A 16,245-nucleotide genomic window follows, 5' to 3' on the forward strand; every position below is an offset into this window, starting at 1 on the left:
TCACCCCTTTGATTTTTTTACAAAAAGATCATCTACTTTCATGACCGTATTACCAGTACTTGTCCGCTTTTTATTCTTTGTTTTTTGAACAGCCCCATTTACAGTCAGTGGTTCTTGCACGTCATTTTCTTTTATCGGACTCTCATTTTTTTCCAATGGAGCCGAAGCTTCATATACCTGCTCATCCAGTATCTGAAATTCCTGCTGCTGTTTTTCCCACTTTCGATACCAGTCCGGAATATGATCCACAACCTTTTCCATCTTCAGTTTTCCGGCATCTGCATGTTCCGTATAATCCATTTTCTTAAACCGAAGCACATTGTGTCCTCGGATGATTAGGATTCCCTGATCCAGCGGATAACGAAGGATTTCATCTGGCAAAAGGAGCTGCCGTTTTCCAATGGAACGTGATTCCGAATATTCCGGCACATAATCTGTGGCACGGATCGTAAAAAAGTTCTTTCGGATAGAAGCAACTGAAACTGTAATCTCACCGGTCCGGTCACTGTAGTAGGTAGCGGTTGTCATATCATTACAGCCAAGAAAGATCGAGAAATCACAGCCGCCAAGGATCTCTTCCCACTGGTTATCCGGATAACGGTTCTGAAGCTGTGGAATATTCTGAAACAGGATGCTCATGCCTATCCGCCGGGATCTGGCCGTAGCCAGTTTCTTTTTAAAATCCGGAACAACACCGATATTTGGAAATTCATCCAGTATAAAACTTACCGGTACTGGTAGGACACGTTCTTCCGTTCTGTCAGCCAGGCGAACCAGCTTGATACTTAAAAATGATGTAAACAGTGTAGCAAGCATATCGTATGTAGAATCCTGATCCGAAGTAATACAAAAATACGCACACTTTTGCTTTCCCGGCAGTGACAGGTCTATATCTGTATGGCTCGTAATCTGCTGCACCATCTTATTCTGCAAAATCTGCAGACGGGTTCCAAGACCAAGCACAGCATTTCCTTTTACTTTTTCTGCCTTGGAAAATAACTGATAGGGACCTTTTGCCGGATGATCCGTTGGAAGCCTTTCAAAAATGGAATCCAGCATTTCCACACTTTTATTGAGCAATAATTTATAAGCTTCCGGAAAAGTTTTCTGCTCTTGTGGATACTCTTCAAAAACATATAAGCACAGAGCTTTTAAGAGATCCATTTCCACATTGTCATAAAAATGATCAAACTTATCCGTTGTGTTACGAATCACGACATCACAGAACACATCAATCAGCTCCCCGTCTTCAATCTCTGCGAGACAGTTCCATGCATCTGAATGGGTAAGCTGAATCAGATTCAGCTGCTTTACAACATATCCCTCTTCTTTGAGATACGCACAAAGATCCTCATAAAGTTCTGATTTTGGATCCGTAATATACATACTCTCACCCCTGCGCACACACTGTAATGCCATCACTCTTGCGAAAGCCCTGGATTTCATGGAACCTTGCGAACCGCATACCGCGATATTTCGGTTCAGTCTTGAATCCACCGGAAGACTTAATATATTTCCATTAGACAACTCCCTTCCGAAAATAATCCCCTTTATATGCTCCATTCCACGGTCTGCCTGCAGTATCTCTTTTTGTTCCTGTGTTCCCATAAATCCTGCCGTTCCATAAGTTCCCTGATCCGAAATCTCAAAATTCCGTTCATCATGCAATGGATTGTCTTTTCCTCGCCAGATTACCAGTACCGTTAAAGCCAAAAGCAGTACCACGGCTGCCATTGACCATTTTCTTCCTGACGAAGTACCACACCCTGCATACAGACATTGCAGAGGACTTAAGCATACTTCTGATCTGGAAAACAAGATTTCAAAAAAGCCTCCCACATATGCTGCTAACAAAACCATTCCGCATCCGGTCACGATTTTTTTCCAGTTTTCTGTTCTCAATCCGTTTCCTCCATTTCTCTTCTGGTTTCTTCTGCCAGATGGAAATGATAGCGGTTCCCGTAGTAGCTGTTTATTGTATTGACAGAATTGTATAATGCAGTCAGGAGCACCGCTCGGATATTTCTGGCCTTTGTGCTGGTATCATCCATACTCTGAAGCACGAATTCGACATGATCCTTCGTAAGCTTCGCAAACTGTGCTTTCACAATCTCTATATCTTTTTCCTCACGGTTAATCCGAAGTTTAGGTGCTGTAGAAACCATTACATCCAGAATAAGTCCCAGGATTTCTTCAACTCTTCTGTCATATGGATGATCGTTTTTTAACGCATCATAAGAAATCTGTATCCGAATCGCACGCTCCACAGCCTGATAGGAACAGAGTGGATACTCTATGTCTGTATTCTCTTCCGTAATCTCTGTATTTGTATCCCCTTCAAAAGAGAGATATGCCTCGTTTGACTGTGATATCCTGTCACATCCTGATGTGGCACCTCTCTCTTTGTGTGGTGACAGCTCTCCCTTTAAGAAGTGATACCCTGCATCTGACAGATTTTCCGGATAAGTCAGTTGTATCAGGACATCTACATTCAGCTCCAGAAACAGCACGTTTGAGTTCCGCATTCCTCCTTTCCTGACAGTTCGAAAAACTCTTCTCACAACTCCTATTTTCTCCAGTTCAACTACCGCGTTCACAGCTTCTCTTTTTGAGATTCCAAACTGATCTGCAAGCTGCTGGTAATTTCTCTGTAAAATATCTGCTTTGAATTTCTTTCTGAATCCACATAATTGTCCCGTTAATTCATCTCGGATTTCCACCGGCCGATACCAATACACAACATCTGACAAAATAATGATTGCTGTCAGATTGGGTTTCCCATTATCTCTGGTAATTGTACGATACCACGCTGCCGGGATTACATTTCCGGTAAACTGCAGCCGACACATCCGGTCCACAATCGGACTGCCTGTTGAATGAAAAGGATTCGCCATCTTGCAGCCACCTCCATCGACCAAGATCATTCTCCTAGGTCATTTATAAGGTATTTCATTACATTTTCTGCATTGAGCTCATAAATGATCACCTTCTCTCCCAAATATTCTCTTATTGTTTCCGCCTGATAATCCATGCACACAATACTTACTGACGGTCTCCATAAGAGTTCCTGTTTAATGCGGCATAATTGACGCATTTCCAAATCATAAACTAAATATATAGGGTTCCCATTTTCATCGCACACATTATAGGTAGCATATTCTTTTTCTCTCTTTATGGAAAATCTTGAAAACAAAGACTGCTTTAGCTTTTCTCTTTTCCGCTTCTCTGTCAGCAGGACAATCTGCAATATTCCCTCTCGGCACATAGGAATATAATAATATTGATCATAAATATCATCTGGTCGAAACAGATCCTTTTTTATGCCTCCATCACTTTCCAAAAGCTTTAACAATACTTTTATGTTCTGTCCTACAATAAGCGCATCCGCTTTGCTGTTATATCCGCCCTTTAAGAGCATTCGCTCTGTCCAGGTACGCATGGAACATTCCATTTTTTTCGCCCATTTCATATTTCGATCCATGGTATTGTAAACAACTAACACAGTATCCCCGGATAAAAGCACCCCACATGATCTGGAACCCCTGATTGCTTCCGACATTCCTTTAAATTCCAGACTGCCATAATAAAACGCTTTTCCCCGATCTCTCACGAACCCTTTATCCATATCTGGTTTATGGTTCCGCAAGATCTCTATACCCGCCTTCCAGAAGAAGACCCATACCTCGCTCATTCGATACAGCCGCATTCTTTTTTCTGGTTCACTTTTCACATGCCCCGTCTGCCCGGAACCGGAAATAAAAAAAGAGAGTTCTTTTTCATATTCTGAAAGAAGATAATTTCTGCCTTTTTCTAATAAAACGTATCCTCTATATCCATCCTTGCATCTCAGAGAAATATATCTTTCTTTTTTTAATCTTGTAATCAGGGCAGCAGTATATGAAATCGAGCCAGTCACGTATTGTCCTAAATAAGTCGGCATTTCACCCGACATCGCTATAATAATCAATAATTTATCCTGTTGTCTTTTCAATTATTTTCCCCTCGTTGAAAAAGCAAAAATACCCTATCTGTTGAATACCTGGGTACATAACCTGGCAATTTTGTTCAGATTTTTGCTTATTTTATGCCTTATCAGATATTCTTTTCCCATGTAGAATCCCCATGCAATTTACTCATGATTTTTTTCGATACCTGTTTCTTTGCCAAAATCAGAAATCCACGCTGGAAATTTGCTGCTGTCCATCACATATAACAGTGTACGGTCTTCCTCGCCCATACGTGTCACATGACAGGTATTCGTGTATAATCCACTATCTGACCGCAGGAAAAAATTTGTAATAATATCCTGCACATGTTTTTCTTCATAATTGTCATGATCTCTCACTCTTGCAAGCGGAAGTGTTTCATCATAAACATGTACAAAACAAATCGTACAATTTGTATATGTCGGAATTTCCAGCTTCTCCTCCGCTCTCTGCATGCACCAATTTCGAAAAGCGGTATGCAATGGTTTATAAAGATAATCCGTATAACAATCTTTCCGGTGAGGGATCAGGACGGGAGCAGATACCCGAAGAATCTCATCCTTATACTCCAGTTCAATTCCGTGTATCAGTACCAGATCTTCTTTGTATTTCTCATATTCTTTGGGATTTACTACTATTTCAAGTGTCAGGCGTCTTAATTTATCTGTCAAACGTTCTGAAGTTTTCGCAGTCTCCTGAATCATATCTCCCAAATAAGCATATTGGAACTCTGACTGCCGCCGGATACAGGACTGCAATACCCCTCTTGCTTCCACTATATACTGTTCCATCCTTCCCATTAGTTTTTGAGCATCTTCTAACTGTTCTTTTAATTTAAAAAATGAATCATTTTCATCCATCCGCATTTCTGTAATATTCGATTTCTCCACCTTCTTTCACTGTACAAAATCCAAGCACGTCCGGTATCCTGATTTCATGTATGTACCCGGGCTTTTCCACAATAACGATATGCCCGCAATCATCTGTCATCTTCCGGGTAAACAAATTGTTGGTAACCTGTACCTCATTCTCTGACACATACAAAATGTCATAGATTTCTCCTTCACCGCATAACACAATGCGAACAGGATATTCCTCTTTTGATGCAAGGAAGTGCTGGTCTACCTCTTTTTGATCCATAATATCCAGAAGAACCCAAAATGCCTGCAAAGTTCCTACATTTCTGGCTTTAAATGCCTCTTCATTTATTGCTGCCATTTCCAGATCCTGATGAATATAAATCTGTTTTTCTTTTTCCAGCGTCTTAAATGCACGTCCTACAAAATGATCTCTTTGGGTTTTTGCGAAATATGCATAAATCTGAGATTTTAAGAGCACATTATATGTCTGAATTAACTGTCTGGTTTCACGTTCCACGGGTTTTTGTTTGTTTTCCATCTGGTCTATCCTTTCCATGATAAACATATGCCACATAAATGACGTTTTTTATGTGGCATATAATGTGTTTTTTCATGTCTTTTTCAAAAGACATCTGTTACACGTCATCACAAAACGTTTTTTATGACATATAATTAATTTCATTCCTCTTATACGTCCTTTGTAACGTTTTTAATGCCGTTTCTTATTCACACTATTTCCTGCCATAAGCATCTGTACCATATTTCCGGATTCTGTCTTTCAATTCCTGAAGATCTTTGCGGTCAGTGGTAATCAGATCTTTTTCCAGAGCACTTGCTTTAAATTCAACAATCAAATTATTATTATTTGTGGAAATCAGACCATTTCCTCTTTCAAAATGAATAATAGAATTGGTTTCGGCTTCTGAAAGATCCAACTCCTCCTGAATCCGTTCTGCTTCTGAAACTTCCATGTTCAGAACAATTTTTGTTTTTGAGTTGCTTAATATACCGCGTCCAAGTTTTCCATCTCTTACCGCAAAACAGTCTGCCAGATCCTGTGTGGCACAAATAGCCGATCCACCATAAGCTCTGATTGTTTTGAATATTTCAATCAGATATTCTCCTGCCAAATCATTAGACATCAGAAGTTTCCATGCTTCATCTACAAAAACCGCTTTTTCTACTGTCCGGTCTTTCTTTGTTTTTGTCCAGACAAAATCCAGTGCCACAAACATTCCAAGGAGCAGGTCACCGGAAAGTTCTGAAATATCCAACACAACATATTTATTTTCCAGATCCACATTTGTCTGCTGATTAAAGCTGGATGCCGATCCACTCACCAGACGATTTAATATATTCGCCATACGTCTGCATTCTTCTTTACGCATAAGCACTTCATGCAGATCACCAAGAATCGGCATCTTTTTGTATTTTCCTGGATGTTCCGGATCCGTCAGACTCAGATTATCATGTGTGATTCCCTTTTCCTGATAGCAAGTAACCATTGCACCATCTAAAAGCTGTTTTTCTTCATGTGACATATCTGGAATCAGAAGGCTGAAAAAAATATGTAAGCTTTGAATTTTGCTTGCAAGTTCTGACCTTTCAGATGTATACCCATCCAATAAATCGCGAGTTTCCATATCTGCAGGCCGTATTTCCATTATGTTGATGCAGTTCGACGATGAAGGAGAAATCTGTATAAATTCTCCACCAATGTTGTTACAGGCTCTTGCAAATTCATGTCCTTTATCCGGAGCAATAATAAATACCTGTATGTTTTTTTGTCTCATACGTAGTGCCATAAGCTGCATCAAAAATGTTTTTCCTGAGCCAGATGTTCCAAATATTGCTATGTTTGCATTTTTGTATTTTAACGAATTAAAAATATCTATGATGACAAGCGAACTGTTTGCTTTATTTACTCCGATCATGATGCCATCTTTATCAGACATTTCATATGAAGCAAATGGATAACATGCTGCTACACCGGATGTAAGTACATTCCGTTTGGACTTCTCATAAATATTTTTGTCTATCTGTAAAAATGGCAGAGAAGATAAAAAAGCCTGTTCTTCTCTGAAAATGCAGCTACCTGTGCCAATGTCCTGAGAGCTTAACAGCTTTGTCATTTCCTTTGAACGCCATTCTACTTCCTGTTCACTATGTCCAGTTATCGTAACCAGAATGCTCATGTAGTAGAATTCTTCACTGCCGCTCAGCCCCCTTTTCAGGTAATAACCAGCCTGAATGGATTCACTCAGACTGTCAAAGTCGCTGTTTGAATCATAAGTATCCTTGATTTTTGAACGGTTCAAGCGTATTCTGCGTCCAATTCGCTCCACACAGCGGTTTTTATCCTGCTTGAAGAAAAAAACGTCTATATCTATTCCTTCACCTGCATTGATCAACAGAGACAGCCATCCGGCCGGGACTCTTGAACGGTATTTTTGAACATACAGATATGTATAATACAATCCATCTACAACCACATAGTTCCAGTTCCTGAAATCAATGGTTCTCGGAGCGACCAGTTCTGTTACAGGAATATATCGTATACTTTCTGGACCGTTTTCTTCTGTATAGTACTTCCGAACTTCTTTTATCCGATCATTCAGAGATTCTGTCAGGCATGTTTGACGATTTAACAGCTGGTATAAGATTTCCACGCAGAAGCGCGTCTCATTCTCATGCTCCAAAACTATATTTCCGCACATGGCAAGATATTTTTTTGCAGTCTGCACAGCAGAACGCATATAAAGATGTACATCTCTTTCGTCTGGATTCTTACTCCCACTACGGGAAGGATATTCAAAAATCAAAAAGAAGCGACGTGTAATCGCTTCCTTCATACCCAGGGATTTAATCAGTTCTGCATAATCTTCCTGCAGAATTTTACAACGTTCATCTGTTTCTTTTTCAGCCTCTTCATCAATCTTATCAATATACTCCTGAATGTCTGCCTTTCTGGAGAGCACTTTAAGCTGGATATTGGGCGGTGCGATTTTCAGGTATGACATAAAAGAGAGAATGATACTTCTCTGTTCTGAAGATGACCGTAATAAGAAATTGATTGGCAATACTTCAACAATTTTAACAAAACGATTGTCGGAAGTTTGGATAATACCATTTTTTACTTGTTTTAATGGTATATAAGAGGCTGTCCAGCTCATTGGCAGAAGATCCGGTACTTCCTGGACTTTCTCACTTTTCTCTTCTTTTCGAGAAAGTTCTTTCTTTGGCGGTCGCACTGGCCGTTCTTCTTTTTCTACATTCTGAACAAGCTGATTCCTCAGATTACGTTCTTCTGCCTCTTGCTCACGGATCTGCCTGAAATTCTCCCTGGCCTGCTCTTTCTGTTTCTGTGCGTCTTTTTTCTGCTGTTCCTTCTGCATCTGGCGATTTTCTTTCTCCTGCTTCCTGGACATCGCCTTGTCTTCTCTCTGCTGTTGCTTCTGCTCCCGCCGTTCTCGTTTCTCGGCAAGCTGAGCTTCTTTCAGCTTTTGCTTCAATTCTGCGACTTCGCTTCCGATCTTTTACACCGCCTTCCTGCTGCCTTTTCTTCTTTTTTCTCTCCTGTTTCTGTTGTTTCTTTTGCTGTCTCCTAATACGACGGTTTCTCTTTAATCTATACTGTCCATCGGGTACAGTCACTACCCGCCTTCTTGTTACAAAGCGTATAAACTGAATAATGAAAGAAAGCAAACTTTCCCCGTTAACACCGACTACCGCCAGTATTGTTAAAGGCAGGATTACAATTATACCAATATAGATTCTTAGCTTTATTGAAACATCTATAAAAAACAGTATCCTAAAAAGTACTATAAAAAGGACAGCTGCCTCAAAAGCATTCCTGCCTTCAATTCTCCCTGAAAACAGGGTTCCCTCTTTTGCAAAATTGGGTGGAATGATATAAACATCGGATCGTTCTCTCTGCATCATTCTGTACCTCCCGAATTATTTTTTACGATGAAATTTCCGATATAATAACCACATTGCCGCACCCAGAAAACTCAAACCGCCAATAATGATTCCTGTTTTCTGTCCTGTTTTTTTCACAGTTGTCACCACCTCCGTATTTTTAATTCCTGAATCCGATTTTTCTGGATTTTGAATGTTATTTTGTTGATCTGTCTTGTTCTGCTTTTTCTCCGTCTGAACAGCTTCCACAAGCTCATTTTTCACTTTAATTTTCATTATAATAAGACCCTGTTCCGGAAGATTTTTATAGTTGTTATCAAATTCTGCAACATATTTCTGGTCATTCTGTGTTGCTTCCACAGATTTCAAGCGATAATTTCCGCTATTCACGGACAGGTTCCATTCAAAAAAAACAGAGGAATCCAAATCAATTTCTCTTTGAACTCCTCCATTTTCTTCTATTGTCACATGAACCATTCCAGTGAATCCTTCAAAAATCTCTGCCCGCACTGCAATATTTGCTGGCTCAAGTTCTGTCCCAGAATACTCATCCTCCGCATTTACAGGATCCATCGTTTCAGTTCGAAGCTGCACCATGCCATTTTCATCAAACAATACATATTTCCCAGCCGGGTTCACTGTATCATACCCCCAGCCATCAGCAATAAATGTCCCATCTGACTGATAACCTTTGCCATCCTGCCAGGAAACAATCTGCGGCAAGTTCTCTGCCTTTTGTGCATATGCCACTTGGAAGGTTTCCAGGAAATATGTGAACAGCAGTATTGCCAATACCAGTATTTGCTCTGTGCTCCTAATCTTTTTCACTGTATTTCCCTCATTTTTTTCCAACAATCCAGAACGCTCCTTCGCTAAGATCACGTCCGTAGGATTTGATAGTTTCCACACTGTACACTTTTCCGGTTCGTTCTCTGCTTGCACAATCCGCTATCGTGATATAACCATCTCTGGTCACACCAGTCAATACGATAAAATGTCCGCTTCCACTTCCTGTAATCGTATAGGCTTCACAGATTTCTACAACCATCTTGCCTTCTTTAAGGGACTGCACGACATAATTCATACGGTCCTTTCCGACTCTTTCACAAGTAAGTCCCCAGTGATAGGCAGCATTCGTCGGAAATGAATGAGACGTTCCCATGCCTGGAACATATTCTCCATTTGCAATGGAATAAGCACATGTCATCTGAGGTGTTACCGTCTGTCCAATTAACGTTGAAATTATAATTGCCATAGATGTAGGTCCACAACCGGACGCACCGATCGTACTGGAGCCATAAGACATGCCTTTCCACGGTTCCTCTGTCTGATTAAAATAAACTACTTTTTTTACGCCTTTTCCGACTGTATCATATGTAATGATATCCCCTGAAGCATCTATATTTCCTGCAACAAAAGAATCTCCACTGCTCCCACCAGTAACAAAATCTGTCCAATGAAAAATCGTGGAAAGTGCATTTTTAACAGCATCTACGCCTTTTTGTAAATATTCCAACAATTTGATCACAATATCAAAGGTTGTCTTGTTTGTGACAAATTTATACTGATACCCGCTTCCGCCTGTAATCTGTGCATTCAAAAGCAACGCTAATGTATATTCTACTTTCTTGGATACTACTGTCCGGTTTTCCTGCCATGCATTTCCACCCTGTGCCAGAATCTGCTCATAGGTTGTTCGATCTATCTCACCTCTTTTCCCATTCACTTCCATACAATAAATGGTCTCCGTTGCTTCGCCTTTTCGCTCATCTGTAACTGACCAGTCAAAAAAACTATCCAGATGCTTTTCAACCGACTCTTTTAAAAGTTCATAGGATGTTTGTAATTTTTCAGTATCTGCATCCGATTTTTGAGCATCCTTTGCAGAACTTGAAGAAGTGGATGTTTGATGTTGCTGAATTTCAACATAGCCTAATACTTTTTTTACATATGCCTGCGTTTCCGCATATGGAGGAATCTGATATCCATATTTCATAACTGCTCCGGGCCCTGCGTTGTACCCTGCGATTGCCAGTTCCAATCCATTTGAATAGCCTTTAAACTGCTCAATCAGCTGGGAAACATACTTTGCTCCGCCCATAATATTCTCTCTGGGATCAAAAACATTAGATACCCCTAGAGATGCTGCTGTAGATGGCATAAGCTGCATAATACCAGATGCCCCTGCACCAGAAACAACATTTGGATTAAAGTCTGATTCTACTTTACCCATTGCGATCAACAACGCTGCCGGCACATTGTACGTCTGTGCCGCTTCATAAAAAAATGAGTCGTATGGGCTGGACAAGTTTGTGGACATATCAATCCCCAAACTATTTGCATAACCTAAAAAAGAAAAAACCGTACTGTTATCTTCGTTTTCCATCATCAGTACGGCAAGGTAATATCCAAGATTCCTTTTCAGCTTCGTTTCATATTCATCCACCACAACCAGCTCATGGCCTGCATATTTTTCTGCTTTGTCCTGGTCAATTTCTTTTAAAACAGCCTTGTGCTTTTTGTTTATTATTTTCAAGATTTCTTTTTTGTAATCTTCCTGCTGCAGAACTTCTTCAACCCGGTCACGTATATTCGTAAGCTGCGTAGATTGAGCTTCATTCGCATACGAATCTGCATTTGCAAATCCAAGATAACTAAAAATAATTCCTATCATATTTGCAATAATAAACATCCAGAGAAAGCAAAACAGGAAAATAGAAACGAGTATTTTCCAAACAGTTTTATTTGATACCAATGCCCCGATCACAGTTCCAAGAGGACCTGCAAGGGCTGTTCCTGCTGCCATTCCTGCTGCTGTTCCTCCAGCTGCTACTGCCGCTGTTGTTGCATATGCAGTTTGAGCAGTATGTGCAATAATTTCTGTGCCTTCATCCAGAGGGGACGAATTTTTATCTTCTTCTGCCATTTTCATCCCCCTATCTGAGTCTGTCCGAACCTTTTTCTTTTAATTCTGCTCTCGATTTTGGAACTTCACGTATTCTACGGGTATCTGGTCTGCTTCTTTTTAAGGAAATATCTCCTGTTGGAATGGATCCCGAAACATTCATAAATCCATCAGCTGCCATACCTGTTTCATCAGCTACAGGCTGAATATCATCTTCATTTTGCATACCAGGATCACTCAATTTCGTGTTTTCAGCCTTTAGCGGATTTCCTGCTGTATCTACCAAAATACCCATTGCCGATTTCGCATAAAAATCGGCCTCATCTGTTTCTTCATCCAGATCTTCTCCTGTATCCATAATTCCATCTGACTGTATTCCATTTTCAGACATGGATTCCATTCCTGTCGGCATAGAATTTTCATTATAATTCATCCCTGCTCGTGGTGCAGCATCAAACCCAAACACAGACGAAGTACCAACTTCATCCAGGATACCTTTCTCCTGGTTCACAGAAGATACCCCATTCCCCTGAAGTGCAGACATTATTTCTGATCCCAGCCCTTCTCCTGCATTCGAAACCTCACCAGATACAGAAGAATTATACGCTGTTCCTGTTTTTCCATAGGACATACTTTCCTGGCCAGTCATTTCAATGCTTCCGCTTTCCAGATCCATTTCTGAATCAAAATCACTCATTTCCTCTTCAACCGGATAATCGCCCATCTCTCCAAGAATGCCGTGCTCACTTCCACTTTCGCTGAATCCGTTGGCGGATACATTGCTCGCAGCCGGAATTGCAAGATCCTGTTCACCTCCGGAAACGTCCAAAAGAGTCTCTCCTTCAGAATTACTCTCTGAAACAGCTCCCGCAAATGCTTCTGCATCATCTTTCACACTCATAGCATTAATTCCAGACATAGTTTCTGATGTAGCAGACATAGAATCTATATTGCCATTTACATGATCTCCAGATCCGAAATCCATCTCTGCCGTATCGCTGCTTCCCGTTGTCATGCCAAGTTCCTCAAAAACAGTCTTATCTGCCGGAGAAACTTCATTTTGTTGATTTCCTGGACCAGGCGGACTTTCTTTATCAAAATCTCCATCTGAAGTCATATCATTTATATCCATTGCATTTCCGCCATTAGGAGTCATTGGGATTGGCCCAGTAAAATTGGTTGTCATTCCATCCGACGATCCCATATCTGTTCTGGTTCCACCGACATCTCCTGTTCCACCAGAGCCAGAAGCTGTCCTTGCTGCCTGAGAGATGATCCTGCTCGCTGCAAGCATTGCTCCTGCTGCTCCCATTCCAGGAGCCGGACGGCCAAGGTTCACTCCAAGCGATGCCATATAGGAATCAAGTTTAAATGTGATCTTACAAAATCCTACCAGACAAAGTGTAGCTGCGAAAAATTTCGTAAACCCATAACTGCTTGCCATCATATTTCCATAACCAGATAAAAACATCTTCATGCACCAGGCATTCAGTATAACAAGCACTACTTGCCCTCCAAACATCTTGCTCCATGAAGCCAGGATATTATTTGTTGCTTTAGAACCACCGGTTGCAAATGCAAGAGGTGCTGTGTAGGAAAATACACCAAGCAATACATAACGTTCAGCAATGACCATTAACATCTTAAAATAGTTCCATGCTACAACAAACTGCATGATCAGCATCAAAACCGAAATGCTAAGGCTGCTGATTCCAAGTGTATCTGTAACACCTTCCAGAGTTGATACATAGCCTGAAAAGCTAGCGACCTTGACCTTTGTTCCTACAACCCATTGATATGGCGTTCCCGCAATTCTCAAAATGTAGTCAACCAATGGTTTCGATCCGGCAAGAAGAAATAAAGAAATGGCCGACCGACAGATAAGTTCTATTGGTTCTTCTGCATTTACCCCTGCTTTTCCACCAAACATGGACTTAAAAAGCTGCCATACAAGAATCATCAAGAGGATTGCAATTCCTGTAGGAACAATCACATTTTTGTATAGGCTCCCCACTACTGAAAACAATTCTTCAAATAATGAAAGATTACAGGACAGAAGTTCTGTAAACATATTTGTGATCAGTTCCATCATATCCACGATAAACTGACTGCACATTTCGCGAATGGCATCTACCAACAGCTCCAAAAGCCAGCTCATGTTTTATTCATATCCATAAGAGATACCCTCCTTTCAAAAACCGGGAGAGCACCGGTAAGAAATCATACATCAGCCCGTAAACATACTTTTCGGAATAATTTTTTCCAAATATGTTACAATGGCACCCAGGGTCATAAGTGCAGCCCAGCATACAACAATACGTTTCAGCCAGGATCTTGACTCATCCACGGTTCTGCCCGATTTGGAAAAATTCATTAAAAACAGGCACACCGCAGCACATACCACCGCTGCTACAGTAGCAATACCGGCCACATCTGTATATACTGTCTGCATTGCATTTTTTGCTGTTGCAAAGATATCTGACGCATAAACCGGAATGCCTGTCAGTGCAATTACATTAATTCCCAGATACGACATAAAGAAAATACGGGGAATCATCTTTCTTTTCAGATTTCCCGGTGACAGATAAACCTTCTGTTTTTCTTTTTTTAATTTTCCTGCCATAAAAATCCCCCTTTCCTGATAGGCTCCGAAGTCACACTTCAAGGATCAAGTTTTCGGGCAAAAAAAGACAGCCGTTATAAAAACAGCTGTCTTTAATATAAAATTCTATGGCTCTCCATGCATGATACGCATGCACAGAACTTTACGCTAACATTGTATAAATTCTAAAATCAGATGTCAATATCAGTGCTGTTGCAATACAGATGCAATACTGTCGCATCCATTATTTCCTGTATTCATCAACCATTTCTTCCAACAAATATTCCCTCACCTTTTCTTGATTATCTTCAAGCTGTTTCTTCAATGCTTCGATTTCTTTTGAATGATCCGCTATTTTTTCTTTTTCATACAGATTAAAAATAAAATTAATTTTTATAAGATCATTGTGTGCAGAAAAAAAACATTGTTCTGAAAATTCCATCGCCTGTGAAAGAAAATTTTCGAGTGTTCCATCGTCCCCTTCAGTTTTTATAAGAAACCGTCCACAACATCCCAATGTTGCAGTATGCTCTTCTTCATCAATGTTCAAAATCATATCCCAGCCCTGTGCATATGCTACCTTCTCAGCCATAGGATACAATTCCGAAAGCAGGTAACAATAAGCTTCATTACTCCTCGATTTTACATATTGCGATTCTTCCAGTTCCCTTTGTTTATTCGTAATATCCAGGATCTCACTGTCCCACTCTGATTTACCTGGTTTCCAAAAATCTTCATTCTCAAGTAGTGCATCTAACTCTTTTTCCGAATCATCAAGATACAACGCTTTACGTTTCATTCTTCCTCCTCTTTCACACCCTAATACCAACTCAATTACTATATCATTTTTTCTCATTCTTGATCAGTATAGCGGACAATATTATATCGCGTTTTTTCATACAATAACATCAGCATTTGACACCTATACTGGTCAATGGAGGATGACTTTTATGGAGCAAAAATTAAAATGTGACGTATATATTGGTAAAAATCTTCGCCGTCTTCGCGAAAAATTTGGATTATCCCAAGAAAAGCTCTGTGCAGAATTACAGTGCAGAAATTGCGACATTGGTCGCTCTACTTATGCCAAATATGAAAACGGTGAATTAAATATCCGAATCAGCGTCCTTATGGAATTAAAAAAGATCTATAACTGTTCTTATGATGAATTTTTTGATGATCTTGATTCCCATTAAACACAAAAATCAATAGTTTCTGGATCACAGTTCCAAAAACTATTGATTATATTATACTTCTTTTATTCGTATTTGCATACCTAATTCTGTAGTGCACTTATTTAATCTGCAATCAGGAGCATTTCTTCTCTTCTACTTTATTTTCCGCTAATCCTGCAATTCCATCTGGCCTGCTTGTTTCCATGTTTTGGTTGGAATTCCACATTTCTCCAGTTCATCCTCATATCTGATACCATTTTTTCTTTCAGAGAGACCAAAAAAGTACTGACTGACGCCAATACTTTTTTGATCCAGGATTATATGCTCCTTTGTCATGCCACCAATGCTAGAACATTGGCTTCTCTTCCATAGTGATCAATACAATACCGTACTGAATCTGTTTCGAATTTTACATAGTCTTCTGTCTGTTCAATAATTTGCCGTACTCTTCCTGTGGTTTTCCAGATACCATTCTGACAATATCTTGCTTTTTGTCCTACCGTTAATGGAAGAATTAGGTTCCCATGTGCCATGATCATCGGCTTCGTCTTCATTCGTGCTCCTCCTTTCTTTGAGATTTACCTTGTCAGAAATATTCCTCCTTTCCTCCAAAACGCAAAAAAAGACACTGACTATTCATAAAAATAATCAATGTCTTTCTGCTTTTTCGATAACCGAATATACTTCAGTTTAAATTATCCTTCCAGCAAAAAGCCGGAACAAAAGTTATATATTTCCGCAACCAGCAGAAATAAATGTTATACATTTATATCATAACCACATCCTATCACTGTGT

13 protein-coding genes are annotated in these 16,245 nt (G+C 40.0%); 1 reads left to right on the top strand and 12 read right to left on the bottom strand.

All coding sequences use genetic code 11. The features are described 5' to 3' along the window. The 11 genes from R8695_RS09030 to R8695_RS09080 all read right to left on the bottom strand — a co-directional run bounded on the left by R8695_RS09030 (nt 1) and on the right by R8695_RS09080 (nt 15,073). A complete protein-coding gene (locus R8695_RS09030; RefSeq protein ID WP_308418824.1) occupies nt 1-1,902 on the bottom strand; it encodes a VirD4-like conjugal transfer protein, CD1115 family in 1,902 nt (633 codons plus the stop codon). Then, nucleotides 1,899-2,894, bottom strand: coding sequence for a DUF6017 domain-containing protein (locus R8695_RS09035; RefSeq protein WP_117627843.1), 996 nt, complete (start codon nt 2,892-2,894; stop codon nt 1,899-1,901). Before R8695_RS09035 ends, R8695_RS09030 begins: the two co-directional genes overlap by 4 nt. 26 nt (nt 2,895-2,920) lie before the next feature. Beyond that, the gene (locus tag R8695_RS09040; protein ID WP_243103297.1) at nt 2,921-3,691 is read right to left on the bottom strand and encodes a hypothetical protein; all 771 of its coding nucleotides are present in this window, start codon (nt 3,689-3,691) and stop codon (nt 2,921-2,923) included. Between the two features lie 438 nt (nt 3,692-4,129). Continuing rightward, nucleotides 4,130-4,777, bottom strand: a complete 648-nt coding sequence (locus R8695_RS09045; RefSeq protein WP_226844694.1) for a DUF6100 family protein — start codon at nt 4,775-4,777, stop codon at nt 4,130-4,132. Nucleotides 4,778-4,838: 61 nt separating this feature from the next. Next, nucleotides 4,839-5,384, bottom strand: a complete 546-nt coding sequence (locus R8695_RS09050) for a DUF5697 family protein (RefSeq protein WP_227222833.1) — start codon at nt 5,382-5,384, stop codon at nt 4,839-4,841. Between the two features lie 193 nt (nt 5,385-5,577). Next, nucleotides 5,578-8,241: a VirB4 family type IV secretion system protein gene (locus R8695_RS09055; protein WP_154780369.1), complete on the bottom strand. Its 2,664-nt coding sequence runs from the start codon at nt 8,239-8,241 to the stop codon at nt 5,578-5,580. 562 nt (nt 8,242-8,803) lie between these two features. Further along, entirely contained in the window at nt 8,804-9,382 is a 579-nt protein-coding gene (locus R8695_RS09060; RefSeq protein ID WP_317676114.1) for a hypothetical protein, read from the bottom strand. Nucleotides 9,383-9,605: 223 nt separating this feature from the next. Further along, nucleotides 9,606-11,693 (bottom strand): transglycosylase SLT domain-containing protein, encoded by a 2,088-nt coding sequence (locus R8695_RS09065; protein ID WP_227222835.1) that lies wholly within the window; start codon nt 11,691-11,693, stop codon nt 9,606-9,608. A 10-nt stretch (nt 11,694-11,703) separates the two neighbouring features. Beyond that, nucleotides 11,704-13,830, bottom strand: a complete 2,127-nt coding sequence (locus tag R8695_RS09070; RefSeq protein ID WP_154780355.1) for a hypothetical protein — start codon at nt 13,828-13,830, stop codon at nt 11,704-11,706. A 69-nt stretch (nt 13,831-13,899) separates the two neighbouring features. After that, nucleotides 13,900-14,295 carry a hypothetical protein gene (locus tag R8695_RS09075; RefSeq protein ID WP_226844683.1) on the bottom strand — a complete coding sequence of 132 codons (396 nt, stop codon included), beginning with the start codon at nt 14,293-14,295 and terminating at the stop codon, nt 13,900-13,902. 223 nt (nt 14,296-14,518) lie between these two features. Beyond that, entirely contained in the window at nt 14,519-15,073 is a 555-nt protein-coding gene (locus tag R8695_RS09080; protein ID WP_022388723.1) for a hypothetical protein, read from the bottom strand. A gap of 151 nt (nt 15,074-15,224) precedes the next feature. Here R8695_RS09080 and R8695_RS09085 point away from each other — a divergent pair, with 151 nt between their 5' ends. Beyond that, nucleotides 15,225-15,470, top strand: coding sequence for a helix-turn-helix domain-containing protein (locus R8695_RS09085; RefSeq protein WP_015525038.1), 246 nt, complete (start codon nt 15,225-15,227; stop codon nt 15,468-15,470). Between the two features lie 311 nt (nt 15,471-15,781). Here R8695_RS09085 and R8695_RS09090 read toward each other — a convergent pair whose 3' ends face one another. Beyond that, nucleotides 15,782-16,003 (bottom strand): hypothetical protein, encoded by a 222-nt coding sequence (locus R8695_RS09090; RefSeq protein ID WP_005424177.1) that lies wholly within the window; start codon nt 16,001-16,003, stop codon nt 15,782-15,784. Nucleotides 16,004-16,245: the final 242 nt, after the last annotated feature.

The sequence above is a fragment of the Blautia luti genome (genome assembly GCF_033096465.1).
GTDB classification, from domain to species: Bacteria; Bacillota; Clostridia; order Lachnospirales; family Lachnospiraceae; genus Blautia_A; species Blautia_A luti.